The sequence below is a fragment of the Mycolicibacter terrae genome (assembly GCF_010727125.1).
GTDB classification, from domain to species: domain Bacteria; phylum Actinomycetota; class Actinomycetes; order Mycobacteriales; family Mycobacteriaceae; genus Mycobacterium; species Mycobacterium terrae.
On record NZ_AP022564.1, the window covers coordinates 3,926,951 to 3,953,736 of the forward strand.

A 26,786-nucleotide genomic window follows, 5' to 3' on the forward strand; every position below is an offset into this window, starting at 1 on the left:
GGGTCGGAACGGGGTGGCACTATGGGCGAGCATCAAGCAGCGCTTGAACAGGTATTGCGCAAGATTGGCGGTAAGTTACCCGTCAGTAACAAGAGTTAAGTTACTGATCGGTAACTTATGGATGGGAGAGGCGCTCCGTGACCGAGAATGTCCAGATGATGATCAGGCTGGTCGTCGGCCTGTCCATGACGGTGCTCGTCGGCTATTTCTCCGCACGCCGGGTGCTCTGGCTGTACCGGCTGGTGATGTCCGGCCAAAAGGTCGGGGCTGAGCGGGTATCCGACGTCGGGACCCGGGTTTGGACTCAGATCCGCGAGGTCGCCGGTCAGGCCAAGCTGCTGAAATGGTCGATCCCGGGCATCGCGCACTTCTTCACCATGTGGGCGTTCATCGTCCTGCTGACCGTCTACATCGAGGCCTACGGCCAGCTGTTCAAGCACGACTTCGCACTGCCGATCATCGGCCATTGGGACGCGCTGGGCTTCCTGCAGGACTTCTTCATCACCGCGGTCACCCTGTCGATCTTCGCGTTCATGGTCATCCGCGTGATCCGCAACCCCCGCGAGATGGGCCGGGCGTCCCGTTTCTACGGCTCTCACAACGGCGGTGCCTGGCTGATCCTGGTCATGATCCTCAACGTGGTCTGGACCTTCCTGCTGCTGCGCGGGGCCGCCGTCAACACCGGCAGCCTGCCCTACGGCAAGGGCGCCTACCTGTCGCAGCTGATGGGCAAGATCATGGAGCCGCTCGGGCTCACAGCCAACGAGTACATCGAGACGGTCTCGCTGCTGCTGCACATCGGGGTGGCGCTGGCCTTCCTGATCATCGTGCTGCACTCCAAGCATCTGCACATCTTCCTGGCCCCGATCAACGTCACCTTCAAACGACTGCCCAACGGGCTCGGCCCGCTGCTGCCGATCGAGTACGAGGGCGAGCCGCTGGACTTCGACGACCCGCCGGAAGACGCGGTGTTCGGCCGCGGCAAGATCGAGGACTTCTCCTGGAAGGGCATGCTCGACTTCGCCACCTGTACCGAGTGCGGCCGCTGCCAGTCGCAATGCCCGGCGTGGAACACCGGCAAACCGCTGAGCCCCAAGCTGCTGATCATGGACCTGCGCGACCACTGGATGGCCAAGGCTCCCTACCTGCTCGGCACCGCTGACGCGCCGGACATGGACATCGACCTCGCCGACGCCAAGCCGTTGGCGGGACACCACGTGCCGGAGAAGGGTTTCGAGCGCATCGGCGGCTCCGGCCCCGAGCAGGCCGCCCGGCCGCTGGTCGGCACCGCCGAGCAGGGCGGCGTGATCGACCCCGACGTGCTGTGGTCGTGCACCAACTGCGGTGCCTGCGTCGAGCAGTGTCCGGTCGACATCGAGCACATCGACCACATCCTGGACATGCGCCGCTACCAGGTGCTGGTGGAGTCGGAGTTCCCGTCCGAGCTGAGCGTGCTGTTCAAGAACCTGGAGAACAAGGGCAACCCGTGGGGTCAGAACGCCAGCGAGCGCACCGCCTGGATCGACGAGTTGAACTTCGACATCCCGGTCTATGGGCAGGACGTCGAGAGCTTCGACGGCTTCGAGTACCTGTTCTGGGTGGGTTGCGCCGGCGCCTACGAGGACAAGGCCAAGCAGACCACCAAGGCGGTCGCCGAACTGCTGGCCGCGGCCGGGGTGAAGTTCTTGGTGCTGGGCACCGGGGAGACCTGCACCGGCGACCCGGCCCGACGTTCCGGCAACGAGTTCCTGTTCCAGCAGCTCGCCACCCAAAACGTCGAGACGCTCAACGAGCTGTTCGACGGGGTGCCAACCACGGAACGCAAGATCATCGCCAGCTGCCCGCACTGCTTCAACACGATCAGCCGGGAGTACCCGCAGCTGGGCAGTAGCTACTCCGTACTGCACCACAGCCAGGTGCTCAACCGCCTGGTGCGGGACAAGAGGTTGGTACCGGTCAGTCCCGTCTCGCAAGACGTCACCTACCACGACCCGTGCTTCCTGGGCCGGCACAACAAGATCTACGAGCCTCCGCGTGAACTGGTCACCGCGTCCGGCCGGAACCTGATCGAGATGCCGCGGAGCCGCGACCGCTCGTTCTGCTGCGGCGCCGGCGGGGCCCGGATGTGGATGGAAGAGCACATCGGCAAGCGGGTGAACCACGACCGAGTCGACGAGGCGCTGGCCACCGGTGCCAAACAGATCGCGACGGCCTGCCCGTTCTGCCGCATCATGCTGCACGACGGTGTCGGCGACCGTCAGGAAGCCGCCGGGAGCGAGGGTGTGGTGGTCCGCGACATCGCCCAGATGCTGCTGGACTCGCTGGATCTGTCCGGGGTGACGTTGCCGGCGAAGGGCACCGCCGCCGCAGCGGCCGCCGAACGGGCACCGAAGAAATCCGAACAGGCGCCGCAACCTGCTGCTGCCGCCACCGCGACGCTGGAGAAGCCGGCGCCGGCAGCCGAGGCCAAGACCGCTGCCCCGGTCAAGGGGCTGGGAATCGCCGGTGGGGCCAAGCGTCCGGGCGCCAAGACGGCGGCTCCGGCCGCCGAGGTCAGCCCCGCTGCCCCGGCGCCACCGGCGGCACCGGTCAAGGGGTTGGGCATCGCCGGCGGTGCCAAGCGTCCGGGTGCCAAGAAGGCAGCGGCTCCGGCCTCCGAGGCCGCCACCGCGGCACCCGCCGAGCCGGCCGCACCCGCGGCACCCGCCGAGCCGGCCGCACCCGCGGCACCGGTCAAGGGGCTCGGTATGGCGGCTGGGGCGCGCAAACCCGGCGCCAAGAAGGCACCGGCGGCTGCGGCCGCGGAGCCCGCCACGGCCGAACCGGCCGAGCCGGCCGCGGAGCCGACCACTGAAGCGGCCTCCGCCGGGGCAGCTCCCGAGGCTGCTTCGCAGGCCGAAGCTCCCAAGGAACAGCCCCCGGTGAAGGGGCTGGGCATCCAGCGCGGAGCGAAGCCGCCGGGCAAACGTTGAGATAACAGGTTGGGGCCGTGTGTGTGCACATACGGCCCCGATCTGTTTCTGGGGCAAATTTTGATTGGACAGCTATGGGACCATTGTCGACGTGACCGCTCATCAGTTGCCCCACCAGATGCCCTGGCCTGCGCCCGGCAGCCAGCTGCGGCAGCGCACGTTCGCGCAGTCGACCAAGCTGCAGGACGTCCTCTATGAGATCCGCGGTCCGATCCACGCCCAAGCCGCACGGATGGAGGCCGAGGGGCACCGCATCCTCAAGCTCAACATCGGCAACCCGGCGCCGTTCGGGTTCGAGGCGCCCGACGTCATCATGCGGGACATGATCCAGGCCCTGCCGTACGCACAGGGCTACTCCGATTCGCAGGGCATCCTGCCGGCACGCCGCGCGGTGGTCACCCGTTACGAACTCGTCGAAGGCTTCCCCCGCTTCGACGTCGACGACGTGTACCTGGGCAATGGGGTGTCGGAGCTGATCTCTCTGGTTCTGCAGGCACTGTTGGACAACGGCGACCAGGTGCTGATCCCGGCGCCGGATTATCCGCTGTGGACGGCGTCGACCTCACTGGCCGGCGGCACACCGGTGCATTACCTGTGCGATGAGACCCAGGGCTGGCAGCCCGACATCGCCGACATGGAGTCGAAGATCACCGAGCGCACCAAGGCGCTGGTGGTGATCAACCCGAACAACCCCACCGGCGCGGTCTACGGCCGGGAAGTGCTCAGCCAGATCGCCGAGTTGGCCCGCAAGCATCAACTCCTGCTGCTGGCCGACGAGATCTACGACAAGATCCTCTACGACGACGCCGAACACACCAACATGGCCAGCCTGGCACCGGATCTGCTGTGCTTGACGTTCAACGGGTTGTCGAAGGCCTACCGGGTGGCGGGCTACCGGGCGGGCTGGGTCGCGATCACCGGCCCCAAGGAGCACGCGACCAGTTTCCTGGAGGGCATCAACCTGCTGGCCAACATGCGGCTGTGTCCGAATGTGCCGGCCCAGCACGCCATTCAGGTGGCCCTGGGCGGTCACCAGAGCATCGACGATCTGGTCCTGCCGGGTGGGCGGCTGCTTGAACAGCGGGACGTCGCCTGGACCAAGCTCAATGAGATTCCGGGCGTGTCCTGCGTCAAGCCGAGTGGTGCGCTTTACGCGTTCCCGCGGTTGGATCCCGAGGTCTACCCGATCGAGGACGACGAGCAGCTGGTTCTGGATCTGCTACTGCAGGAGAAGATCCTGGTCACCCAAGGCACCGGATTCAACTGGCCTGCGCCGGACCACCTGCGGATCGTGACGTTGCCGTGGGCCCGTGACCTGTCCAGCGCCATCGAACGCCTGGGCAACTTCCTGGTCGGCTACCGGGTATAGGGCGACGGCGGCGGCCAGTTCGGATCGTAGGTGCCGCCGTTCTGCCAGTGCTCCGGGTCGTGCGGCACGTTGTCGAGATAGTGGTTGTCGTGGCAGTAGCTGGTGTTCCAGTTGAGACCCATCCACCCGCTCCACTGCTCACCCGGGCACCAGTGGTAACGCGGCTCGGCCTGCGCCACACCCGCCATGCCCAGGGCAACGAACCCTAACGCCGCCGTCGCCATACCTGCCGCAACCCGGTTCGTGTTCCTCATGTGGGTTGTTCTACCACTGCCACCGCCTTCACCAAACATGATCGGCAGTGCCGATACGGCTGGGCTATGGCGGCGGCGGCCTGCTGCGTTCGGCTCGTACTTCGTCGGCGTCGATACGGTTGAGCGCGCGCTCGGCTTTGATCGCCGCGTGGCGATCCTGCGCGCGAGTGCGTCTACGGATGGGCATCATCAGGGTGCGGCAGGCCGACGCCTCCTGCGGCAGCGGCACAGAAGTCGGTGCTCGGCCGGTGGGTCGGCACAGAGCCGGGAAGAGCAGCCTGCTGCCGGGATGCGTGGTGTAGGTGTGCCCGGTGGGGCTGGTCCAGACGATCGTGCCGTTGGGAAGCTGGCGATCGTGCCACCCCCAGAACGTCTTGAGCAGGTGATCTTTTCGGCACAGCAGCCGCAGGTTGCCCGGGTGGGTCAGCCCGCCGTCGGCCCAAGCGATCGCATGGTCGATGTCACAGCGTTGTGCGGGCTGGTCGCATCCAGGGAACCGGCAGGTCAGGTCACGGCAGCGGATGAAGTCCGCCAGCTTGGCCGAAGGCCGGTAATGAGGTTCGGGTCGGCTGTCGGGTCCGGGAATCTGCAGAGGCCGCACCGTGGCGCCGGTACGGACCAGTTCGGCCAGCACCGAGGTGGGGGTGATCGGCCCGCCCACGATCTGCGCGGGCTTTCCCCTGGCCGTCGGTTCGTCAGCCGGCCCAGCGGGGGCACCGGGTCGGCACTGGCGGTATTCACCGTTGTTGAGCGGATCGACAGGGCTATCGAGGCTGTCGGCGTCGGCGAGCACATAGACCAGCGCGGCGCCGGTGCCCGCATCCGGGGCCCCGGTTCGGGTGGGGCAGTGCGGATTGTCGCAGGCACACGCCAGCCCGCCGGCGCCGGCGGCCAAGGCGGCAAGCGCGTCGGCACGCCGTTGCCCCAAGGTGCGCGGGTCGTCGTCGCAGACACTGTGGGCCATCGCGCCAAGGCGTCGATCCAGGACGGCGGCGTCATGGGCATACAACCGCCCCCACAGTGCGGTCGTGCCCGATTCGGTGTTGTTGGTGTCGACGACCAGGTCGCGGCTGCGGGCCGCAGCCTGACTGCGCCGCACCGCAGCTGGATCGTGCGCTTCGATGATCGCGTGGATGGCCGCGGTGGTTTTTGCCGCCGACAACTGACCGTAGTAGCGGGCCTCACCGGCCAGGGCGACATCGACAAGCTCCAACACCCCGAGATCCTCGATCAGCGTGGTGTGCCAGACGATGGCGCCTACCACCGCCGCGCTGAGTGTGCCGTCGGCGAACAGCCGGGCGATCCGCGGTAACCGGTGGCGCAGGGCGGTGGCCACATACATCTGATTCGACGCACGACCACGGGTCGAACCCGCAGCCGCAGCCACCTCCGCCGCGGTCGCATCCCAGCCGTCGCACGCCCAGCGTGAACGCGAGCCCTCCCCCGAGGTTCTCCGGTCCACCAACTCGGCGATCACCGCCAGCCGTCGCGCGGCGGCGGCCGCCTCGATCCGGCCCCACCCGGCGACCGCCGCTACCAGAACGCGCTCGTCGACACCCGACAGATCGTCCGGTTCCGGCAAGTCGATATCGAACATATGTTCGACACTACCCGGGTGGACTCACAAATCTATGCAAGATTCCACGGTTGTGGATAACTGCGGGCTCGACCACGAGGTTGTGGATAACGACGGCGGCGCCCACCGCCGCGGCCCGCTACCGGCGCTCCAACAGCCCGGACAGGTAGTCGCCGTAGCCGGACCTACGCAGGTTCTCGGCGCGGGCCGCGAGCTGGGTGTCGTCGATGAACCCCATCCGCCAGGCCACCTCCTCGGGAATGCCGATCTTGAGGCCCTGGCGACGCTCGATGGTGCGGACGTAGTCGCCGGCGTCCAGCAGCGAATCGAACGTCCCAGTATCCAGCCAGGCGGTGCCGCGGGCCAGGGTCTCGACCCGGAGCCGACCCTGGTCGAGGTAGGTCCGGTTGATGTCGGTGATCTCGTACTCGCCGCGCCCCGAAGGCCTCAGGCCCCGGGCGATCTCGACGACGTCGTTGTCGTAGAAGTACAGACCCGGTATCGCGTAGTGGGATTTCGGCGTCGTCGGCTTCTCCACCACCGACACCGCCGTGCCTTGCGCATCGAACTCGACGACGCCGTAGGCCGACGGGTCGGCCATCCAGTAGGCGAATATTACTGCGCCGGAAACGGATTGGTGACGACGGAGGCTGGTTCCCAGGCCGGGACCGTAGAAGATGTTGTCCCCCAACACCAGTGCGACCGAGTCGTTGCCGATGTGGTCGGCGCCGATGACGAACGCCCGCGCCAGCCCGTCGGGCTGATCCTGGACCGCATAGGTGATGTCGACCCCGAATGTGCCGCCGTCACCGAGCAATCGCTGAAAGGCCGGCGCGTCGTGGCCCGTGGTGATCACCTGGATGTCGCGGATTCCGGCCAGCATCAGGGTGCACAGCGGGTAATAGACCAGCGGCTTGTCGTAGACCGGCAGCAGCTGTTTGCTGACGCCCATGGTGATCGGATACAGGCGGGTGCCTGAGCCACCGGCCAGGATGATCCCGCGCATGCCGTCGAGCCTAGCGGCGATCGCAAACGCGGCGGAGCCGGGTGAAGCAGAAGGACACCGGTCAGTCGGCCCGGTCGGCCTCGGTGAGGTCCGTGGCGGTCAGCGCCGCGTCGAGGTTCTCATGGCGGAACACCGCCGTGACGTGGTCGTGCACCACCCGGAAAGCGACCGCCTGGGCCGTGCCGGCTCCGACGGGGGTCAACTCGACCACGACGACGCCGTCGTGCACATACATCCGGCCGATCCCGGCGGTGGACTCCGCCGAAGCGGCCCACCTCCGCAGCGCCTGATGACCCTGCGCGGCACCGTCGGCGTCGGCTACCTCGATGTCGTCACTGGACAGCTGTTCCAGGGTGTCCAGGTCGCCGGCGTCCAGGGCGTCTTGCCAGGCGAGGACGGTAGCGATCTCCGATGTGCTCATGCCCTGCAAACTACCGTGTTGGAGCGCACTCAGAACGTGGTGTTGTCGACCCAGGCCTGCCAGACCGCGGCGTCGCCGAACATCGCGATGTCGGTGTCGGCCACCGGAACCCGTCGCAGGATCGCCAGGAAGAGGTCCCGGGCCGGGCCGCGCAGTGCCACCGACCCTTTGCCGTGCTCGTGCGACCAGCACAGTGCGCCGGTCTCTGCCGACCTGCTGAACGTCCACTCGCCCGCCGGTCCCAGACCCTCATCGGTAGCGTGCAGGTGCACACTGTCGCCGCCGGCCAGTGCCGGTTGCCCGTCGCGGCCGAGTCGCGCGGTGATCAGGTCGAGCCATTCGGAGATCCCGTCGGCGGCCAACTCCGGCGGCAGGGCAAAGTGCCTGAAGTCACCGCCGAGCGCCAGTGCGGCGTCGGCTCGGTGCACCGTCGTCTCGTGCAACCGGCGACGCAGCCACCAGCCGGCCGGGCGCGGACCCAGGAATGTCCACGCCGGATTGTCCGGCCCGATCTTCGTGATCGCATCGAGCACCCGCTGTGCCCCGTCGTGCAGCCAGGCGATGGCCGCGTCCGGGTCCGCGGGCGGCTTACCGTCGACGACGTCGCGCGGATCCAGTGGGTGGTCCAGTCGGTCGGCGACGATCTGTGCGGCCCAACGATGTCCGCGTCCGACGTGCCGGAACAGTTGCGTCAGGTTCCACTCCGGGCAGGTAGGAATCGCCAGCTCGGGATCCCCGGAGCGGACCAGCTCACCGAAGGAACGGTTCTCATCGAGTAAAGCTGCGGCGTAATCCACGCCGTCAGGCTAGTGGACTGCGCGCCGACTCAGAAGGGCCAGCCACCGCCGCCCCGGTTGCCGCCACCGCCGAGGCCGGGGAACCACGAGCCGCCGCCACCACCGCGAGCGCCGCTGCTACCGCCTCCCAGGCCCGGTAACCAGGGATTGTTCCCGCCACCGTTGGTGCCGACGCCGGGCAGCCAGGGCGATGGGTTGCCGCCCTTGTTGCCGCCACCGTTGTCGCCCGGCAACCACGACGGGTTGCCGCCCTTGTTGCCGCCACCGTTGTTTCCGGGCAGCCACGATGGATTGTCGTTCTTGGGCGGACTCTGTTTGGGCGGCTTGAAGATCGGTGGCCACTCGGGTTGTTTCGGGGCAGGTGCGGCAGGCGATGGGATCTCGACCGGCGGCGGACTGGGCACCTGGATCGGCACCGGAATCGGCACCGGCACAGGGGCCGCCGGAGCAGGAGCCGCCGGGGCGGGCGCAGGAGCCGCGGGCACCGGAGCAGGAGCCGCCGGGGCCATCGGAGCGGGCGGCGCCGGGGCCGCCGGAGCCGGAGCCGCCGGTGCGGCAGGTGGCACCTTGGGCGCCGCCTCGGGGACCGGCGCCGGGGCCACCGGGGCCTGCTGCGTGGGTACCACGATGTGCTGGCTGGGAGCGGGATGGTCGGACGCGGTGGGCCGGATACTGACCGCCAGCGCCACCAGCAACGAGGCCACCCCGACGACGAAGAAGGCCGCCAGTCCGCTGCCGGCCAGCAGGAACGGATTACGGCGGCGAGGACGCTCGGGGTCCTCGAACTGCCGCACACCGGAGCCCGGCTCGTAGTCTTCGACAACGGCGCTCTGGGTGCTGCCGGTGTCGGAGAACGGCAGATAGTCGCCATCGGCGTCGTCGCGGACGGCGCTGTAGGCCAGGGCGTACTCGCCCATGGTGGCGTCGTAGTCGCCGCCGGCCGGGTAGGCGTAGCCGAGCGCGACCAGATCCCGATCGATCACGCCGGTGCCCGGGTCGCGCGCCCACGCCAGAGCCGACGTCGACGAATCGAACAGCGGCGCGTGTGCGCTGGCCAGCGCCGCGCCCCGCGCTAGCGCCGTCTCCGGCTCCTCGGGCACGCTGACCGGGATCGGGCTGGCCGCATCCAGTTCCGGCTTGACCCGGCCGACGTTGACCCCGGAGCCGACCACGAACAAGCCGTCCGGCCGGGACTCGAGTCGTCCGGCCTGCGCGGCCAGGGTGGTCAACTCACCCAGGGCGGCGGTGTCGTCGGACGGCAATGTCACCCGGCGCACCTCGGTGATCGAGCCGTCCGACGAGTCGACGACCGCCAGCGTTGCACCGCCGGGCTCGACGAACATCAACGCGGTTCGCTGGTAGCCGATCGTTCCGCCTACCGTCTGCGCCAGCGCTGCCGCCGCCAGGAACGCCGACACCAGCATCACGTTTTCGACCTTGCGGTCGGCCAACGCGTCGCGCAGCCGACCGGCCTGCCATTGATTGGCGACGGTCACTCCGGTGGAGGCCAGCCGATAACCGCTTTCCTGGGCGCTCTCCTGAGTGCCCAGAATGGCCGACACCACCTGGTCGGGAAACGCCGCACCGCTGGTGGAGTCCACCTCGAAGCCGTCCTCGTCGACGGTGACGCCACCGGCGTTCTCTCCTTCGACGAGGACCATCCGTACCGACGGCGGTGCCATCGACACGCCCAGAACGATGTCCATCGCACACCTCCCCTACGGCCCTCGGTTGATTAGCCCATCTTATCGGTTGGCGAACTAAACCCCCACCTCAGAAGTGGAGGCCCGGAATGGGCAGCGGGATCGGGATTCCGCCGCCGCCGCCGCGGCCATGGCCACCGCCATGACCGCCTCGGCCGGGTCCGCCCCGGCCGGGATTCCAACCGGGGCCGGGTCCCCAACCGCCCTTTTTCGGTGGCCCGAGAATCGGCGGACCACCGGGGAGGCCGGGAATCTCCAGGTTGGGGATCATCGGTGGCGGCGGGGGCGGTAGAGCCGGCGGTGGCGGCGGGGCCACGGGCTGCGGTGCCGGCGCCCGGGGCACCGGGGCCGGGGCCTGCGGTGGGGCCGGTTCCGCGGCCGGCACGGGCGGCGCCGACGGTGCCGGCGCCGGGGGCGGAACCGCGGCCTTGGGCGGCGAGGGCTGATGAGTGACGACGTTGGCCCGCACATCGGGCCCGTGGTGGTTGGCCGCCCGCATGCCCACCGCCATCGCGATCGCCAGGGCCAGCACCCCGACCACGAACAGCGCCGCCACCCCACCGGTGACCAACATCGGCTTGCGTTCCCGCTCCTGGAACCCGGTGCTGAAGTCCAGCAGCCGGGAGTCGACGAGCTCGGGCCGGTCGACGGCGTCCTGGATCCCCGAGGGCAGGTAGCCGCTGTCGGTGAAGTCGGGTACGGCACTGTAGGCCAGCGGCTCGATATCCGAAGTGGCGTTGTAGTCCACCGCCTCGGGCGGGATGTAGGCGTAGCCGGCACTGACCAGCGATGGGTCTACTGCGCCGGTGCCCGGGTCCTGCGCCCACGCCATCGCCTGAGTGGACGACGTGAACAACGGCGCGTGCGCGCTGGCCAGCGCGGCACCCCGGGCCAACGCCATGTCCGGCTCCTCGGGCGCGCTGACCGGCAGGGGGCTGGCTTTGTCCAACTCCGGCTTGATCGCGGCGACGTTGACGCCGCCCGCCCCCACCACGAACAACCCCTCGGGACGAGACGCCAGCCGTTGAGCGCCGGCCGCCATCTCGGTGAGCTCCCCGACGGCGCTGGCGTCGTCGCGTGAGAGCGGCTGCCGATAGATCTCGGTGATCGCGCCGTCGCCGGAGTTGACCACCGCCAGGGTGGCGGCCTCCGGTTCGACGAACAGCAGAGCTGTGCGGTCGTAGCGGGTCGCACTGCCCACCGCCTGGGCCAACGCCGCGGCCGCCAGGAACGCCGACACCAGCATCACGTTCTCGACCTTGTGGCTGACCAGGGCATCTCGCAGGGCGGTGGCCTCGGCGGGATTACACCAGGTCACCCCGGTCGAACTGAGCTGATAGCCACCCTCGCGAGCGCCCTCGCGGGTGCCCAGGATGGCCGATACCACCCGCTCCGGTGCGCTCTGGGTACCGGCGCCGACATCGAAGTCGTCATGCTCCACCGTGACCCCGTTGGCGCTTTCGCCTTCGACCAACACCATGCGGACCGTCGAGGGTGCCACTGACACCCCGAGAACGATGTCCACCGAAACCTCCACCCCGCTGCTATTCGGCCAGTGACGAGGGCCAGACCCCCGGCAGGGCCAGCCGGTACCGGCTCCATCACAGCCGCGGGCGGCCGTACATCCGAAGGGCTAACCGGACTGGATGAAGTTCTGGTACGAGCGGGACGGCGTCGGCCCGCGCTGGCCCTGATATTTCGACCCTACTCGCGTGCTGCCGTAAGGGTGCTCCGCCGGACTCGTCAGTCGCAGCAGGCACAGCTGGCCGATCTTCATCCCCGGCCACAACGTGATCGGCAGGTTCGCCACGTTGGACAGCTCCAAGGTGATGTGACCGGAGAAGCCCGGGTCGATGAAACCCGCGGTGGAGTGGGTCAGCAGCCCGAGCCGGCCCAGGCTCGACTTCCCCTCCAACCGGCCGGCGAGGTCCTCGGGCAGGGTGCAGCGCTCCAGGGTGGAGCCCAGCACGAACTCGCCGGGGTGCAGCACGAACGGCTCGCCGGGTTTGGGTTCGACCAGCGTGGTCAGCTCGTCCTGCTGCTGGGCGGGATCAATATGTGTGTAACGGGTGTTGTTGAACACCCGGAACAGATTGTCGAGGCGGACATCCACGCTGGACGGCTGTACCAGGGCGTCATCGAAGGGGTCGATACCCAGCCGGCCGGCGGCGATTTCGGCCCGCAGATCGCGATCGGAGAGCAGCACCGCACGAGCGTATCCGCTGACCGCTTGGATGGGCCGTACCGCGGGCGCCGAGTGTGCGGTTCGGTTCGGATTTCGGCGCTTGGGCGAACAATTCCGCACAGTCGCCGCCGTCATTGCCGGTGCGCAGGGCCGCTGATGCTAGCCTGCTAGCGCAGCAATGCCGATGTAGTTCAATGGCAGAACATCAGCTTCCCAAGATGCCCCGATACGTCCGATGACGTATGCCTGTGTGCACTCAAAGTCCTTGTCTACCTGCGCTTTCGAGTGATCTTGCGTTCGGTGTCGTTCGATGTCGTTGGGGCACGTCTGATGACGTCGGTTGCAACATCGAACGCAAATCGGGCGCAGCAACCTCGCACGTCACAAGGCATATTTTGGACTCGACGCCGAGGCGTCTTAGCGTTAGTTAGTAAGCACAGCTAACGAAAGGCTGTCAACCATGTCTGAGCCCACCCCCGCGCTGACCACCCGTGAGGTTGCCAACAAGATCGGAACCGACCCCAAGGCGCTTCGAAGCTTCTTGCGGACGTCGTCCGACTACGAAGCCATGGGATCGGGGTCGCGCTATGCGTTCACCGCCGAAGACATCGCGCCAATGAAAGCCAAGTTCACGGCCTGGCTTGCCCAGCGCGAAGGCGCAAAGAAAGCAAGACCGCCTGACCACACCGGCCGTCAGCCCTGCACCCCATCATCGGGTGTGGGGCTTTTTGGTGCATCAAGAAGTTCACTTGCGTCGTCAACGACCTCCTCAATGACGTCCGCGACCTTCTTCGCTTCGATCGCAAGCTGCTCGGCCCCGTTTAGCGCAAGTTGCAAGCCTTGATCGGTTTCGCGCGCAGTGTTCAGCGCTTCGCCCATGGTGTTAAACGCACCCGTAAGCACGTTGGCCGCCGAACCCCAGTCCTGCACTTGAACATGCGCAATGAATTCGAAGAGTGCGACGTAACATGTGGCGACGTGACCGACGTTCTTCGCCACTTTGAGGGCTCGGATGCCGTACCCGAGCAGGCTCTGGCTCTCCCGTATGACGGGCCCGTACCCGAGGTTGTCAACTTGCGTGAGCAGATCGCGGATCTTCTTCACTTGCCCACGAATCTGGTCGGCTAAGCCGTCTGGCAAACCCGCCGACTCGAGCATCGCTTCCCACTCGGTGAGAGACGTTTCGAGCTTCTCGATATCAGCCGCGACTGGCGTCGTCCCTGCTGCCATGACCTTCAACGTGGTGCCGAGTCCACCCAAGAGCTTGATCAGATTCGCGTCGATGATGGTGGATGGGTTGACGTTCGCGCCCCAGTCACCGGGATACACCACCGCGTTGTAGTACGCCGGCATGTCCGACAAATGGCGGGTCTTGAGTTCGTGCCCATCGGGAAGCGCATCGAGGAAGGTCTGCAACTCATTGATGAGCCCGACGACGGCGCTATGCCGATTTACGAACTCAACCGAGCCAACTCCAGCCCCAACGGCGTTGCCGATGATGTCTCTGAATGGCGCAACACCAGACTGGATGATTTTCCAGAGCAAGCGGTCGAGCGCTTCTGCCGGATTATTGGGCGGCTCCACAGCGAAAGAATACCGATGGTCTGTGACGCAACAACCGAGAGGGCGCGTGCGGACCCGTCAGCCGTAGTCCTCGACACATCGCCGCGACTTCTCTGGTGAGTGCGACGATGGTCGCCATGGAACGGATGGTGCTCAAACTGTTCGGCGCGTGGACGGAGCTGCAAGCGCTGATAAAGGACTACACGCTGATGGCCCTAGAAGCTGAGGACGCCAAGGCCTACGCGGAGAGAGGAAAGTACGCCGACGACTACATCCTCAAGGAGTACAAGAAAGTTGTCCGTCGCGTCTGGGGAGTCGCGTTCCCGCATGTCTTCTCGGCGATCTACAAGGAAGCCAAGGCAATGCGCGACAAGCTCGCGCACATCGTCGACGTTGCCTCGGTCGAGGGCGATCAGCCCCACCGTGTCATGACTATTGTCTTCGGCAAAGGCTTCGAGGAACATACAGACGGAATCTGGTTCCAGCAGCGCTACAACGAAGAGATCCGCGAGGAGGATCTTGTTAGGGCGCTCCGCAATGTTGGCGAAGCCAAAAGCATGCTCCACATCATCTATCGACTGGGTGCAGCGTTCAAAGAGTTCCAGCCATCGGACGACGACATCTGGGACTTCCATTGGGTTCCGTGGTGGGACGGCAGATGGGGCCAGCCTCCGACGCATCCGACTCAGGGTTATCGTTTCCCTGTAGGGAGATATCGCCACAATCCCGAACCGGGAGCCGAGCAAGCGTACTGGGATCCAGACGAGAGCAAGTGGTATCGCTACCAGCCCGATGCCGACGAGGACGACGACTAACCGCAAGTTCGCGAATGCGTCGATGCGGCGCATGATGACGACCTCGCAGGCCGCTGCGGCATTTGATATTTCGATTCCAGTTCTACAACGCGCAATCCGTAAGTCCGGCCTCAGAATGAGGCTCACCAAACGCGGAACCGACTACCTATTCTCACCTGACGACCTCGACGCTGTATCCGAATACCGACACAAGCCCAAGTCCGCGAAAACTCCCGGCCATAGTGATACGCCCGGCCTTCCCCTGGAGTGGCTTAGCGATCCGGCCCACACCGCCGAGTTCGTCATTGCCGCGTACATCGGACACAACGATCCGGCCCTGACCATGAGGTTGTATGCTCACTCGCAGGACGACGCCCTGCGCGCCGCTGCAAACTCATTGCAACACTGAGTGTGACACCGACGTGCCACGCCCGAGGCAATCGAGTGCGTACGCGCAGGTCAGACACCTACTCGCCGATGTAGTTCAATGGCAGAACATCAGCTTCCCAAGCTGAATACGCGGGTTCGATTCCCGTCATCGGCTCCACGTTTGAGCAGTCTGCGCAGCACAATCGACGGCATGGGTCTGCTACCGAAGCCACGCGCCACCCTGACCGACGCCGAGGTCGCCGACGCGCTCGGCCGCGCGGCGGCAATCATCAACCCGCTGCTCGACCTGCTCTCGCAGACCGATCCGATCGGTCTGCGAGACCGCACTCATAGCCTGCTCTCCCCGCCCCGCCGACTCAGCGGCCGCATCCGCCGGTTCCGTCTGCGCCGTCGTCGCCGCCAGGCCGGCCGCGGGCCCAGTAACGCCGATCGGGCCCGAATCGCCGGGGCTCAATTGATGAATGCCGCCGACCTTCCCGGCACCGCCGCCTGGGAGCGGATGAGCCGCGACGAGCGCATCCATTGGTGGGTGCATCGGGTCGGCGCGCTGAACACCCTCGTGGTGGCGTCACCGCGCGTCTTCGGGTGGCTGGCGCGGGTGGTGCCGGTCGGCGAACTGGCCGGATTCGTCAACCACGCGATCGTGTTGTGCGCGCTGGCCCGGGAGTACGGCGTCACCGACCGGAGCGAGCAGGTGCGACTGCTCGCCGCGGTGCTGTGCGACCGGCAGTTGCCCGACGACGTGGAGGTGCCGACGCCGCCCGAACCCGAACCGCCGCCGGAACGCCAGGGCGTCATCGGGACCGTCTGGCAGCTGGCCGGGATCCTGCGGGCGACCTTTGAGGAGGCGGCCAAACGGCCACAGCCCAAGAAGCTCTACCAGCGTCTGAGTGTCCTGCCCGGGCTCGGGGCGATCGCCGGCTACTTCGGCGAGCGCGACGCGCTGTTCCGGGCGGCCCAGGAAGGTGTGGCCTGGCTCGACGAACACACCGCCGCCTAGAACACCCGCACCCAGTCGACCAGCATCTCCGCCGGATAGCTGCCCGCCCCGGGGTCGCCACCACCCGAACCGGCGACGGCCAGATTCAACACCGAAAACACTTGGTAACCCGGGTCGTTGAACGGCCAGTCCGCGATCGAGTTCGCCGGAACGGTGAAGTAGGGCGCGGCGCCGTCGACGTAGTCGCGCCAGAACCGGATGCCCTCGTCATCCCAGCGGCACCGCCAGGTGTGCCAGGCGCTGTCCAGGGCGATCTGCTGGGTCGCCCACTCGGCCCCGTTCGCCTTGGTGTGGACGGTGGTCGCCGACGGCCAGTTGCCGTTGCCGTACCACTCCAGCACGTCGATCTCGCCGCGATCCTCATTGCCCATCCACCAGGCGGGCCAGGCGCCGGGGGTCAGGCAGTTCAGTTTGATGCGGGCTTCCCAGGTGTGGCCGATGCCGCCGGTCCACCGGCTGTGGACCTTGCCGCTGTAGTAGGTGTTGCCGTCTTTGGCGGCGCGCAGCACCAGGTTGGACTTGCCGTCGAGGAAGACGTTCTGGCGGTCGTCGCGGTATTGCCCGACGTTCTCGGGCCGCTCCCAGAACGTCGGATCCTTCATGGATTCCCGCGCCCGGGCTACTGCCCATTTCGCCGAATCGGGGGCCGAACCGGCGGGACCGTCGAACTCGTCGTGGAAGAGGTAGGTCTGGGCCGGGGCGGCGGGCAGTGGGCCCGCCGGCGCCGGCTGCGCCCACGCCTGCGGAGCGCGCATCGCGGTGGCCAGCATCCCGATTCCGGTGGTCAACATCATGCTGCGGCGATTCATCTCGGGCATCTTCGAATGGTCGCATTGATCGTCCGCCGGGGCGCGCCGACAACAGCGATCGGATTGGACAGGAATTCATGCTTGCGTCGGCCGCGGGACCGATCTAAACTGAACGTACAGTTCACTAACGGAGGGCGGTACAAGACATGAGCGTTTGGTTCATCACCGGAGCATCCCGCGGATTCGGCCTGCAGATCGCGCGGGATCTGCTGGACCGCGGCCACCGGGTGGTCGCCACCGCACGCCACGCCGCAGCCGTCACCGACGCTCTCGGCGACAACGAGAACGTGCTCGCCGTAGCGCTGGACGTCACCGACGAGGAGCAGGCCCGTCAGGCCGTGCAGGCCGCGGTGCAGCGCTTCGGCCGAATCGACGTGCTGGTCAACAACGCCGGCCGCGGGCTGCTCGGTGCGGTCGAGGAGGCCACCGACGCCGAGGTGCGTGCCGTCTACGACACCAACGTGTTCGGCCTGTTGACCGTCACGCGCGCGGTCGCACCGGTGCTGCGGGCGCAGCGGTCCGGCGCAATCGTCAACATCTCCTCGGTGGGCGGGTTCGTCAGCTCGCCCGGATGGGGTGTTTACGCATCGACCAAATTCGCCGTCGAGGCACTCTCGGAGGCACTGCATGCCGAGCTGAAACCACTCGGGGTCCACGTGATGGTGGTGGAGCCCGGCTACTTCCGCACCGACTTCCTCGACTCGTCCAGCCTGCAGATCCAGCAGAACCGCATCGACGATTACGCCGACGGTCCGGCGGGTCAGATGCGCATCACGGCCGGCGAGCGCAACCACGACCAGCCCGGCGACCCGGTCAAGGCGGCCGCGGCCATCATCGACGTGGTCGAGTCCGAGCGGCCCCCGGTGCGCCTGCAGCTGGGCAACGACACCATCGCAGCGGTAGAGGCCAAGCTGGCCCACGTGCAGGCCGAGTTGGCCCAGTGGCGCAGCGTCTCGGAATCGACCGACTTCGACGATGTCGCCTGAGCCCGACGGCGGGGCGGGCGACCGCCGCCCCTTCATCCGTCCCACCGGCACCCGCAGCGACCGAATCCACCAGGCCATCTTGGACGCGACCGCAGAACTACTCGACGAGGGCGGGTTCGCCGCCGCCACGGTTGACGCGATCGCGGCCCGGTCCGGGGCCAGCAAGGCCACCATCTACAAGCACTGGCCGTCGCGAACTGCGGTGGCAGCCGAGGCTTTCGGGGCGATGATGGCCCAGGATCTGCCGCTGCCGGATACCGGAAGCGCGGTGGGCGATCTCACCGAACAGGTGGTGCGGGTGTCGGCGTTCTACGCGAGCACCCGCGGTCAGGTGTTCGCCCAGTTGCTCGCGGCGTGCGTCGACGATGCGGCAGGCGCGGCGTACTTTCGCGAGTACTTTCTCGACGGTCGACGCGCGGCGATCACCGAACTGTGGCGACGGGGAATCACCCGCGGCGATATCGATGCCGACGTCGCGGTCGACGACGTCATCGATCTGCTGTTCGGGCCGCTGATCTTTCGCCGCATGACCGGGCATTGCCCACTCACCGAGGAACACGCCCGGCGGCTGGCCGCGGCCGCGCTGCGCGGTGTGCTGCCAACGAACTCGGCGCAGCCTTCCGGCTCAGACCGCAGCGCAAATCGGAGAGCTAGCCTCCGCTAGAAGACCCGCACCCAGTCGATCAGCATGTCGGCCGGGTAGGACCCCTGACGGGCATCCCCGCCCCCGGAACCGCCGACGGCGAGGTTCAGGATCGGGAAGACCGTGTAACCGGGATCGTTGAACGGCCAGACCCGGACCGGTTCCTCCACGTCTTCGATGCCGACGGCCGGGACGCTGAAGTAGGGCTCCATCCCGTCGACGTAGTCCTGCCAGAAATACATGCCGCTCTGGTTCCAGGTGACCCGCCAGTTGTGCCAGTTCCCGTCGACCGGGAGGGCGAACGTTTCGAACGCGGTGCCGAACGGGTTGGCATGCACCGTGGTGCCGGACGGCCACTCGCCGTTGCCGTACCACTCCATCAGGTCGATCTCGCCTTCGCGACCCGGGTCGTCGTTGGACAGCCACCATCCCGGCCAGCAGCCCGCGGTCTGGCAGTTCAGCTTGATCCGGGCTTCCCAGGTGGTGCCGATGCCGCCGCGCCAGTTGCCGTGCACCAGCCCCCCGAAGAACGTGTTGCCGTCGCGGGTGGCACGGATGACGAGATTGGACTTGCCGTCCAGAAAGACGTTCTGGCGGCTGTCGCGATATTGGTAGAAGTACTCGGGCCGGTCCCAGCCGACCGGACGACGAATCGGGGTTCGGTGATTGGAGACCGTCCACTTCGATCTATCCGGGGCGGAACCGGCCGGCCCGTCGAACTCGTCATGCCAGATGAAGCCGCCGGGCTTGGCAGCTGCGGCCGGCGGTGCGGCGGGATCGGCTGGGTCGCCGGGCGCTCCAGGAGGCACTGGAACGGCTCTGGCCAACGGATTCGGGGCGGCGGCGGCCAGCGCCCCGGCACCGAGCATCATCATCACTTGGCGGCGGTTCATCTCGGACACGGTGGCAATGTAACTCACGTCAGAACCGTGTCAAACCAAGCGAGCCCCGCCTGTCGGGGCGCTATCTCACTCGGTTTCCTCAGCACTGTCGTCCAGCACACCGACGGCAATTCCATAGGGCAAAAACCGTACTTTTCGTTTGGGATCTGGGTTGCGTTGGCTGGCGCGCAAGGCCTCGATCTCGGTGGCGTACACCTGCTCGACCCGGGCCGCGCCGTCATCGCCGACGGTGTAGATGGCCCACACTCCGTCACCGGTCTCGCCGGTGGTCGGCGGCCCCGAGCGCGCCGCCTGAGCCAGGTCGGCGAAGATCGCGCCCCAGCCCCCTCGGTTGCCGGAGGTTAATCCGCCGGCGAAACGGTCGAACGCCGCGCGCAGCCCTTCGCTCGCCTCTCGGATCACCCGGTCCAGGTCCTCGGAGTCGAATCCGAAGGCACCGTCGTCACTCATGGCTAACCACCCTTCCGGCCGCGATGGCCACACCCCAGTGTGCCTGCGGCGGGGAGTGCCCGGCCAGCGTCAGGCGGCGTCAACCCGGTCGCGTTCATCGATCAGCCGGCGCCGACTGCCCAGCCGAGGAGCGTAGCGCCCACAGGCAGGAGTGCGACGGCAGCCAGCGAATCGGCCGCGGCACCGGTTCAACGGCATACCGAGCCGGATCAGCAGTGCCAGTCGCATGCTGGTGCCCCTGCTCCGGGGCGCGGTCAGTTCTCCGGAACGGTGATCGGAATCGGTATCGGCACCAACGGAATTCGCAGGTACTCGGTCGTCATCGGCACCGTGGTGGTCGGGGGCACCGTGGTGGTCGGCGGCGCGGTCGTGGTCGGGGGAACCGTGGTGGTCGTGGGCACGGTGGTGGTCGTCGTGGGCGGTGCCGTCGTCGTGGTCGTCGTGCTCGGCGGCGGCGTGGTCGTGGTCGTGGTGGGCGGCGCCGTTGTCGTGGTGACCGGAGGCTCGGTGGTGGTCACCGGGGGCGGAGCCGCGGTGGTGGCCACCGGCGGCGGCGGGACAACGGGCGCCGGGGGTGGCGGCAATGCACTGGACACCGGCGGCACCACGACGGCGCTGGTGCCCGGCTGCACCGGCGCCTCGTCCTCGGTGGAGCGCGCCAGGCTGTAGAGCGCACCGGCGACCGCGATCAGCGCGACCAGGATGCCGATACCGAGTGCGTAGCGCGGCCACTGCGACGGGTGCCGACGGGCCGGCACGGGTGCCGCGGGCGGTGGCGCGACCGGACGGCGGCCGGTGCCCGGCGCCGGGTCGTAGAAGTCGTCGACGTAGGGCACCGGTTCGGCGCTGGCGCTGCCGTCCTCCTGCGACCAGGCGAAGGCGTCCACGACGGAACCGGTTCCGGGGGCAGACGTCACCGTCGGTGCCATCTCGGTTGCCCCGATTGCGTCGGCTTCCCGGGTGACCTCGTCGTCCTGCGGGTCGTACATATGCGGCATACCTTGGATCGACAACGGCGGGGAATCGTCACCACGGTAGAGGCAGGACAGGGTGCGCCGCCACCGCCGAGACCATAGGGTTATACAACCGTTAGCGGCAACGATTTCCGGGGCCGGAACACGAAGTTGGCCCCGCCGCTGACCTTGGTCACCATCACCTCGGGTAACTCGGCCGCCGCGGTGTCGGTCTCGCTCACCGTCGCGGTCCAGTCGGTGTCGGATCCGTCGACCGTCACCCGCAGGTGCGGGTTGACCGCAGTCACGATGGCCTGCAGCGGGTTGACCTCGGCCGGCGAACACAGCGTGATCCAGGCGCTGTCGTCGTGGGCGGGCGAGTGATGCACGACGATGCGGCCCTCGCCGATCTCGGCGCGCACATATCCGGCCGGATTGAGCAGCGGGTGCAGCTCGAAGGTGCGCAGCGCCCCGTCGACGTCGTCGGAGAGCCGCAGGGCGTTCTTGATGCGCATCGCACCCAGCCCGGCCAGCCCGGTGAGCTGGCGCCGGCCCACCGAGGCGGCCAGCTCGTCGGTGTCGGCCCGGGCGCGCACCGCCAGCGCGAAGGACAGATAGAGCAGGTGCATCTGCAGGCACACCTCGTCGGCGATCCGCACCAGCGCCGAGTGGGAGAACGCGGCGAAGTCGACATCGGACAACAGCGGGCCGGTGTAATCCGCCAGTCCCTCATCGGAGGAATCAATCGCGCCGAGTTCCCACGTGGCGGCGCGGGTTTCGCTGATCACCGCTAGCGCCGGGATCGGCTGGGCGTCCGGGTAGGACTGGTCGATGATGACGGTCCAGCAGCAGTGCGGTTGGCGGTCCGATGGCGTGCGGGGCGGGCGGTGCACCGGGCGGCACTGCGCCTTGACGTTGGTCGCCACCGCGGTGGCGTCGAACGTCGGGTCCTCGATGGTGTGGCACATGCCGAAGACGTAGTCCTCGCCCAGCGGTTCCACGTCGAGCAGCGCACCGCAGCTGGCCAACTCGAACTCGCCGTGCCAGCGGTCGTGCACGGTGAAGCGAAAGTCCATGAACTGCGGCGGGGAACCGATGTCGAACTGCAACCCTTTGAAGATGGTGGGCACATCGTCGCCGACGTAACCCAGCGCCCGCTGCATACGCCGGGTGTAGACGGGACTGCAGCCCGCCCATTCCTCGATGGCGATCTGCAGCATCTCCTCGCGGCCGAATTCGCTGATGCACCAGGCCATTCCGGAGCGGTCGATCATGTGCCCGATCAACAGCAGCTCGGGTACCAGCACGGCCAACTCGTCGCGCGTCAGCGACGCATACCTGGATTCGGTCACGTGGAAAAAATAGACGGGACTATGTTATAAAGTCAACAATGGTTATTCCGGCAGGTCCCAGCCCGACTCGGCGAACCAGCGCGCCCCGCAAACGCGGCGACGACACCCGGGCGCGAATCATCGACGAGACAGTGCGCTGCATCACCGAGGAAGGGTTCGGCGCGGCGACCGCCAAGCACGTCGCCGAGCGGGCCGGGGTGACATGGGGGGTCATCCAATACCACTTCGGCGACCGCAACGGGCTGCTGATGGCCGTGGTTGACGAAGGCGTGGCCCGGTTGCTGGCCAGCCTGTCGGCGGTCGACGTCGGCGAACTGGAACTGCGGCAGCGCATCGAGGCCGTCGTCGACACGGCGTGGAGCTGCTACGCCAGCCCGACCTCGCTGGCCGCGTTCGAGATCCTGCGGGCCACCCGCGGCAGCCTCGGCGAGCAGTCCCACCAGCACCTGTTACAGATGAACGCAGCGATCAGCCACCTGGGCCGGCTGGTCTCCGACGACCCGGCGGATTCTGGTGTGGCCGAAGTGATCTGGGCGGCACTGCGGGGAATAGTGTTGGCGCAGATGATCATCGGCGGTGCCTTCGACTGGCAGACTGAGCGGCGGACGCTGATCGAGATGGTCAGCTACTACCTGGAACGCGAGCGCGGCTAGCGGCGCGTCGGCTATGCGGGCTGGTCCGACGAGCTCGACCGCCAATGAGCCGGCAGCGGCTGCCCCTCGCGCCTTCGGGTGTGGTAGGCCCAGGACGAGGCCAGCCAGCCGCTGCCATTGGTCAGCGTGGTGGCCGGCTGTCCGTCTTGCTCTTCGTTCTTCTTGCCGGTCTTCTGGCCGCCACGGCTGCTGGTGTCGGTCGTCGCGCCCTGGCCCGCGGTCGTTCCCATCATCGCCTCTTGGAACGCCGTCCCCGGGGGCAGGCCGACGGCGGCCGGCAATCGGGTCTCGGCGGCGGCCAGGGTGAATGCGGTCGGCTGCATCTCCGGAGCCGCGGTCGCCCAGGTCGGCGGCACCGACAGTCCCCCGATCGGGGTGGCCCGGCCCAGGCCCGCCCCGACCGCCGGCGTCGTGGCCGCCGACAACACGCCGCGTGGTCCCAGCCCCTCGAACGTCAAGGCGCCCCCGACACCACCGCGGACGTAGAGCAGCCTTCCCCAGCCGGCACCGTTGCTCACCACGGTGTACATGCTGGAGTCGAAGCTGATCCCGCTGGCCGCAACGCTGGTGTAGGGCGTCAGCGGGTTGATCAGGTCGGCCAGCGACGCCGGCGGCGTATCCGCCGAGCCGGCCGGTGGGAACAGTTGTTGCAGCACCGCCTGTATCGCGCCGTTCAGCTGAGTCTGGCCGCTGGTGCCGGCCGCGTGTGAGGCCGCAGCGGACTGGGCGCTGAGCCCGGCCGGGTTGGTGGTCTGCGGCGGCTCGTCGAACGGCGGCAGTGTGCTGGCGGGCGCCGCGGCCGCTGCGTAGCTGTACATCGCGACGGCGTCCTGGGCCCACATCTCGGCGTAGTGCGCTTCGGTGGCGGCGATGGCCGGGGTGTTCTGCCCGAAGAAATTGGTGGCGACCAGTGTCGCGAGCAACGCCCGATTGGCGGCCACCACCGCCGGCGGCACCGTCGCCGCGAAGGCGGTCTCATAGGCTGCGGCAACCGTTTTGGCCTGGATTGCGGTCTGTTCGGCCTTGGCGCTGCTCTGCTGCAGCCACGCGATGTAGGGCGTCGCCGCCTTGGCCATCGCCGCCGACGCCGGGCCCGACCATTCGTGGCCGATCAGGCTCGAGACCACCTCGGAGTAGCCGACCGCCGCCGTCTCCAGGTCGGCGGCCAGGGCATCCCAGGCCGCCGCCGCCGCGAGCATCGGGGCTGCCCCCGGGCCGGTGTACATCCTTCCGGAGTTGACCTCTGGAGGAAGTAGCGCGAAATCCATGTCGGTTCGGATCAGCCTGCTGCCGGCGGGCGCGGCACCACGGTGCGACGGTTCGAAGCGGCGCGGGCGGTCGCGGCTCCGAGGCCTCGGCCGGCCAGGGTGCCGAGCATGGTCTCACCGAACGCCGTTCCCGGCATGCCGCCGGCGGCGGCCGGGGCCATCGGCACGCCGGACGCCAGCCCGGCCGGGGTGACGTTCGAAGCGAGCGTGACCGGCATCGCCCAGCCGTGCGGCACCGACAGTCCGCCGATCTTGAGCGCGTTGCCCGCACTCGCCGACAACCCGGCTCCGCCGAGACCCGCACTACCCAGACCCCCGCCCAGGTTCAGCCCGCCCGGGCCCAGGCCGGCCGGGCCGAGAAACGGCGGGTTGAGGATCTCGCCCAGGCCGCCGGGGTTTTCGGCGTTGAAGGCCGTCAGACCGATGCCGTTGTTGAGGTTGCTGAGGAAGTTCGCGGTGCCCGACCAACCCGTCATCGTCGCGCTCATACCCTGCGTCGCCAGCCCCGTGAACGGCGACACCTGACCGATTATCGAGGTCAGCGACGACAGTGCCGTAGCGGTGTTGCCGGTGACCGCCGTGGACCCGGCCTGCGCGACCGCAGCGGACTGGGCGACCTGACCGGCCGAGTTCGTGGTCTGCGGCGGTTGGCTGAACGCGGTCAGCGCCGAGGCGGCGGCCGAGGAACCGGCGTAACGGTACATGGCGGCGGCGTCCTGAGCCCACATCTCGGCGTACTGGAGCTCGGCCTCACCGATCGCCGGCGAGTTCTGCCCGAAGAAGTTCGTGGCGACCAGCTGCTTGAGCATGACGCGGTTGGCGGTGATCACCGCTGGGGGGACCACGGACGCCAACGCGGTCGAATAGGCTTCCGCGGCGCCCAATGCCTGGCGAGCCGTCTGTTCGGCCTGGGCGCCGGTGCCGCGCAGCCAGGTCACGTACGGTTGCGCGGCGGCTGCCATCGCCGTCGCCGTCGGTCCGGTCCAGGGCCCGGTGGCCAATCCGGAAGTCACCGAGTCGTACGCGGCCGCGGCGGTGTGCACTTCGGCCGCCAGCTTCTCCCACTCGGCGGCGGCGGTCAGCATCGATCCGGATCCGGGTCCGGTGTACATGCGTCCGGAGTTGATCTCCGGAGGCAGTACCCCGTAGTCCAGGTACACGGCGTCTCCTCGCTCAGCTCCTGTGATGTCGGCACTCAATTGGTTATGCGGGGATTAACGAAACGTCGCTCAGGTGAACCGGAGGTTACAACGAGGTGGTCAACACGGTGGCGGGTCGATGAACTGTTGGGTGTGCAGACATCAGTAGGACGCATTGGTCGCGTATCGGGCCGACAGTGTTCATCTGGCATTCATTTTGAGGCCGCTGTTGGTTAATTCAGGGCAGCGATGCTGATTCCATTGTGAAATACGCACGATGGATTGTGACCGCGGTCGGGGCCGCCGCATTGGTCGTCCTGGCCGCACCCGCACACGCCGAGAACGACCCTGACGCAGTGTTTCTCGCTGCGGTCGACCAGGCAGGCATCGAGTACACCGATCCCCAGGAGGCCGTCGCGGTCGGCCGGCAGGTCTGCGACTATCTGCAGTCCGGGCATGGGCCGGATGCGGCCGCGCGTGCCCTGAAGATCTCCAATCGCAGCCTGTCGGTGAAGAACGCCGCCCGTTTCGTGGCGTTTTCGAAAACCGCGTTCTGCCCCAACTAGATTCACGGAGGAAGCCATGAAGGTTCGCAAGCCCGTGTTGGCCGCGTTCACGGTGGCCGGTCTGCTGGGCCTGGCCGCACCGGCGGCCGCCGAGCCCTCCGACAGCGGTTTCCTCGGCGCACTCGACCAGGTGGGCATCTCCTACCCGAACCCCGTCGATGCGGTGGCCGGCGGCCACACCGTATGCGAGTATCTCGCCTCGGGTCACAGCACCAACCAGGCGGCCAAAGGCGTGAAGAACGCCAACCCCAGCCTGACGCTGACCAAGGCGCACCAGTTCGTCAGCATCGCCCGGTCGACGTATTGCGCCGAGGCCTGACGACGACCGTTGCGGCCTATTGCGCGATGGCCATGACCGCGCCGGGGCGCAGCCACTGAATGATCTGCACCAGCTTGGCGTCGTCGATGGCCACGCAACCCGCGGTCGGGCCGCCGTCGGTGGTGTGAAAGAAGAAGGCCGCGCCGTCGCCCGGCGTGCGGGCGGTGTTGACGCCCATCACCACCGCGTGCTTGTACTGCGGGATCTGCAGGTTCTCACTCTCACCGGTGTCGAACGGGCATTGTGCCTTCTTGCAGACCTGCATGGTGTTGAAGGTCGGGCTGTGGTCGTCGCCGTCCCACCAGTGGTCCGGCCCGACCTGGACATACTGCAGTCCCCCACCGGGATTCGGCGCGGTACCGAACGCGTACGGCAGGGTGAAGACACCCATCGGCGTCGCCGGGTAGCCGCTCTTGGCCTTCTGCGCCATCCCGGCCGAGCCGACATGGGTGGGGATTCCCGCGGCGACCGGCTGCCAACCCGTCGCGCCGCGCTGGTAGACGTCCATCTTGGCGTCCGAACCACCCACCCCGACAACCGAAATCACCTGGCTCGCATTGCCGACGGACTGAGCGAACCACGGATTGACGTCGGCTCGGGCGCTCGGCGATGCGACCGGCGTCAAACCGGCGGTGCACAATGCAGCGCAGAACATGCTCAGCAGTCGGCGCATTGACTCATCATCGGTGCCTGCCGGGGGCGGGTCAAACACCGGG

Annotated in this window: 27 protein-coding genes and 1 tRNA gene; 11 read left to right on the forward strand and 17 right to left on the reverse strand. The window is 67.6% G+C overall.

Features of this window, described 5'->3' with window-relative positions; all coding sequences use genetic code 11:
* Nucleotides 1–155: 155 nt before the first annotated feature.
* Both G6N23_RS18575 and G6N23_RS18580 read left to right on the forward strand, forming a co-directional pair.
* Nucleotides 156–2,972: a (Fe-S)-binding protein gene (locus G6N23_RS18575; RefSeq protein WP_085260902.1), complete on the forward strand. Its 2,817-nt coding sequence runs from the start codon at nt 156–158 to the stop codon at nt 2,970–2,972.
* Nucleotides 2,973–3,036: 64 nt separating this feature from the next.
* Nucleotides 3,037–4,341, forward strand: a complete 1,305-nt coding sequence (locus G6N23_RS18580; RefSeq protein ID WP_085260706.1) for a pyridoxal phosphate-dependent aminotransferase — start codon at nt 3,037–3,039, stop codon at nt 4,339–4,341.
* Here G6N23_RS18580 and G6N23_RS18585 read toward each other — a convergent pair.
* The 9 genes from G6N23_RS18585 to G6N23_RS18625 all read right to left on the reverse strand — a co-directional run bounded on the left by G6N23_RS18585 (nt 4,329) and on the right by G6N23_RS18625 (nt 13,867).
* On the reverse strand, nt 4,329–4,595 hold the full coding sequence (locus G6N23_RS18585) for an Mtp family mycobacterial-type pilin (protein WP_133055468.1): 267 nt from the start codon (nt 4,593–4,595) through the stop codon (nt 4,329–4,331). The two genes, G6N23_RS18580 and G6N23_RS18585, sit on opposite strands and share 13 nt — an antisense overlap.
* 64 nt (nt 4,596–4,659) lie before the next feature.
* Nucleotides 4,660–6,192: an HNH endonuclease signature motif containing protein gene (locus tag G6N23_RS18590; protein ID WP_085260704.1), complete on the reverse strand. Its 1,533-nt coding sequence runs from the start codon at nt 6,190–6,192 to the stop codon at nt 4,660–4,662.
* A gap of 118 nt (nt 6,193–6,310) precedes the next feature.
* Complete coding sequence (gene rfbA, locus G6N23_RS18595) at nt 6,311–7,177, reverse strand: glucose-1-phosphate thymidylyltransferase RfbA (protein WP_085260703.1); 867 nt, start codon at nt 7,175–7,177, stop codon at nt 6,311–6,313.
* Between the two features lie 61 nt (nt 7,178–7,238).
* Nucleotides 7,239–7,598, reverse strand: coding sequence for a nuclear transport factor 2 family protein (locus G6N23_RS18600; protein WP_085260702.1), 360 nt, complete (start codon nt 7,596–7,598; stop codon nt 7,239–7,241).
* Nucleotides 7,599–7,627: 29 nt separating this feature from the next.
* The gene (locus tag G6N23_RS18605) at nt 7,628–8,395 is read right to left on the reverse strand and encodes a maleylpyruvate isomerase family mycothiol-dependent enzyme (RefSeq protein WP_085260701.1); all 768 of its coding nucleotides are present in this window, start codon (nt 8,393–8,395) and stop codon (nt 7,628–7,630) included.
* Between the two features lie 29 nt (nt 8,396–8,424).
* Nucleotides 8,425–10,101 (reverse strand): DUF7159 family protein, encoded by a 1,677-nt coding sequence (locus tag G6N23_RS18610; protein ID WP_085260700.1) that lies wholly within the window; start codon nt 10,099–10,101, stop codon nt 8,425–8,427.
* 67 nt (nt 10,102–10,168) lie between these two features.
* Nucleotides 10,169–11,623: a DUF7159 family protein gene (locus tag G6N23_RS18615; RefSeq protein WP_173675000.1), complete on the reverse strand. Its 1,455-nt coding sequence runs from the start codon at nt 11,621–11,623 to the stop codon at nt 10,169–10,171.
* Nucleotides 11,624–11,731: 108 nt separating this feature from the next.
* Nucleotides 11,732–12,304 carry a dCTP deaminase gene (gene dcd, locus G6N23_RS18620; protein ID WP_085260699.1) on the reverse strand — a complete coding sequence of 191 codons (573 nt, stop codon included), beginning with the start codon at nt 12,302–12,304 and terminating at the stop codon, nt 11,732–11,734.
* Between the two features lie 672 nt (nt 12,305–12,976).
* Nucleotides 12,977–13,867 carry a hypothetical protein gene (locus tag G6N23_RS18625; RefSeq protein WP_133055467.1) on the reverse strand — a complete coding sequence of 297 codons (891 nt, stop codon included), beginning with the start codon at nt 13,865–13,867 and terminating at the stop codon, nt 12,977–12,979.
* A 95-nt stretch (nt 13,868–13,962) separates the two neighbouring features.
* On the opposite strand from G6N23_RS18625, the gene G6N23_RS18630 reads away from it, so the two are divergent.
* From G6N23_RS18630 to G6N23_RS18645, 4 genes are all read left to right on the forward strand, one after another.
* Nucleotides 13,963–14,661 carry a hypothetical protein gene (locus G6N23_RS18630; RefSeq protein ID WP_234808592.1) on the forward strand — a complete coding sequence of 233 codons (699 nt, stop codon included), beginning with the start codon at nt 13,963–13,965 and terminating at the stop codon, nt 14,659–14,661.
* A 31-nt stretch (nt 14,662–14,692) separates the two neighbouring features.
* A complete protein-coding gene (locus G6N23_RS22720) occupies nt 14,693–15,049 on the forward strand; it encodes a helix-turn-helix domain-containing protein (protein WP_095173680.1) in 357 nt (118 codons plus the stop codon).
* A 64-nt stretch (nt 15,050–15,113) separates the two neighbouring features.
* Nucleotides 15,114–15,187, forward strand: a tRNA-Gly gene (locus G6N23_RS18640).
* Nucleotides 15,188–15,220: 33 nt separating this feature from the next.
* Nucleotides 15,221–16,030: a hypothetical protein gene (locus G6N23_RS18645; RefSeq protein WP_085260696.1), complete on the forward strand. Its 810-nt coding sequence runs from the start codon at nt 15,221–15,223 to the stop codon at nt 16,028–16,030.
* Here G6N23_RS18645 and G6N23_RS18650 read toward each other — a convergent pair.
* Complete coding sequence (locus tag G6N23_RS18650; protein WP_085260695.1) at nt 16,027–16,848, reverse strand: glycoside hydrolase family 16 protein; 822 nt, start codon at nt 16,846–16,848, stop codon at nt 16,027–16,029. The genes G6N23_RS18645 and G6N23_RS18650 overlap by 4 nt on opposite strands.
* Before the next feature lie 137 nt (nt 16,849–16,985).
* Between G6N23_RS18650 and G6N23_RS18655 the strand changes: the two genes are divergently transcribed.
* Together G6N23_RS18655 and G6N23_RS18660 are read left to right on the forward strand one after the other, a co-directional pair.
* A complete protein-coding gene (locus G6N23_RS18655; RefSeq protein WP_085260694.1) occupies nt 16,986–17,825 on the forward strand; it encodes an oxidoreductase in 840 nt (279 codons plus the stop codon).
* A complete protein-coding gene (locus G6N23_RS18660) occupies nt 17,815–18,489 on the forward strand; it encodes a TetR/AcrR family transcriptional regulator (RefSeq protein ID WP_085260693.1) in 675 nt (224 codons plus the stop codon). The genes G6N23_RS18655 and G6N23_RS18660 overlap by 11 nt, the downstream gene beginning before the upstream one ends.
* Here G6N23_RS18660 and G6N23_RS18665 read toward each other — a convergent pair.
* The 4 genes from G6N23_RS18665 to G6N23_RS18680 form a co-directional block, all read right to left on the reverse strand.
* On the reverse strand, nt 18,486–19,361 hold the full coding sequence (locus G6N23_RS18665) for a glycoside hydrolase family 16 protein (RefSeq protein WP_095174109.1): 876 nt from the start codon (nt 19,359–19,361) through the stop codon (nt 18,486–18,488). The genes G6N23_RS18660 and G6N23_RS18665 overlap by 4 nt on opposite strands.
* 75 nt (nt 19,362–19,436) lie before the next feature.
* Nucleotides 19,437–19,820 (reverse strand): Rv0313 family protein, encoded by a 384-nt coding sequence (locus tag G6N23_RS18670; protein WP_085260692.1) that lies wholly within the window; start codon nt 19,818–19,820, stop codon nt 19,437–19,439.
* Nucleotides 19,821–20,074: 254 nt separating this feature from the next.
* Nucleotides 20,075–20,809 carry a hypothetical protein gene (locus G6N23_RS18675; RefSeq protein WP_085260691.1) on the reverse strand — a complete coding sequence of 245 codons (735 nt, stop codon included), beginning with the start codon at nt 20,807–20,809 and terminating at the stop codon, nt 20,075–20,077.
* Between the two features lie 89 nt (nt 20,810–20,898).
* Nucleotides 20,899–22,125, reverse strand: coding sequence for a hypothetical protein (locus G6N23_RS18680; RefSeq protein ID WP_085260690.1), 1,227 nt, complete (start codon nt 22,123–22,125; stop codon nt 20,899–20,901).
* A 38-nt stretch (nt 22,126–22,163) separates the two neighbouring features.
* Here G6N23_RS18680 and G6N23_RS18685 point away from each other — a divergent pair, with 38 nt between their 5' ends.
* Nucleotides 22,164–22,778 carry a TetR/AcrR family transcriptional regulator gene (locus tag G6N23_RS18685; RefSeq protein ID WP_085260689.1) on the forward strand — a complete coding sequence of 205 codons (615 nt, stop codon included), beginning with the start codon at nt 22,164–22,166 and terminating at the stop codon, nt 22,776–22,778.
* Between the two features lie 11 nt (nt 22,779–22,789).
* Here the strand turns inward: G6N23_RS18685 and G6N23_RS18690 are convergent, their stop codons facing one another.
* Both G6N23_RS18690 and G6N23_RS18695 read right to left on the reverse strand, forming a co-directional pair.
* Entirely contained in the window at nt 22,790–24,046 is a 1,257-nt protein-coding gene (locus G6N23_RS18690) for a PPE family protein (RefSeq protein WP_085260688.1), read from the reverse strand.
* A gap of 11 nt (nt 24,047–24,057) precedes the next feature.
* Entirely contained in the window at nt 24,058–25,206 is a 1,149-nt protein-coding gene (locus tag G6N23_RS18695) for a PPE family protein (protein ID WP_234808591.1), read from the reverse strand.
* A 242-nt stretch (nt 25,207–25,448) separates the two neighbouring features.
* On the opposite strand from G6N23_RS18695, the gene G6N23_RS18700 reads away from it, so the two are divergent.
* Together G6N23_RS18700 and G6N23_RS18705 are read left to right on the forward strand one after the other, a co-directional pair.
* On the forward strand, nt 25,449–25,751 hold the full coding sequence (locus G6N23_RS18700; RefSeq protein ID WP_085260687.1) for a DUF732 domain-containing protein: 303 nt from the start codon (nt 25,449–25,451) through the stop codon (nt 25,749–25,751).
* Between the two features lie 16 nt (nt 25,752–25,767).
* Entirely contained in the window at nt 25,768–26,070 is a 303-nt protein-coding gene (locus G6N23_RS18705) for a DUF732 domain-containing protein (protein WP_085260686.1), read from the forward strand.
* A 16-nt stretch (nt 26,071–26,086) separates the two neighbouring features.
* Here G6N23_RS18705 and G6N23_RS18710 read toward each other — a convergent pair whose 3' ends face one another.
* Nucleotides 26,087–26,743 (reverse strand): L,D-transpeptidase family protein, encoded by a 657-nt coding sequence (locus G6N23_RS18710; protein WP_085260685.1) that lies wholly within the window; start codon nt 26,741–26,743, stop codon nt 26,087–26,089.
* Between the last annotated feature and the right edge of the window lie 43 nt (nt 26,744–26,786).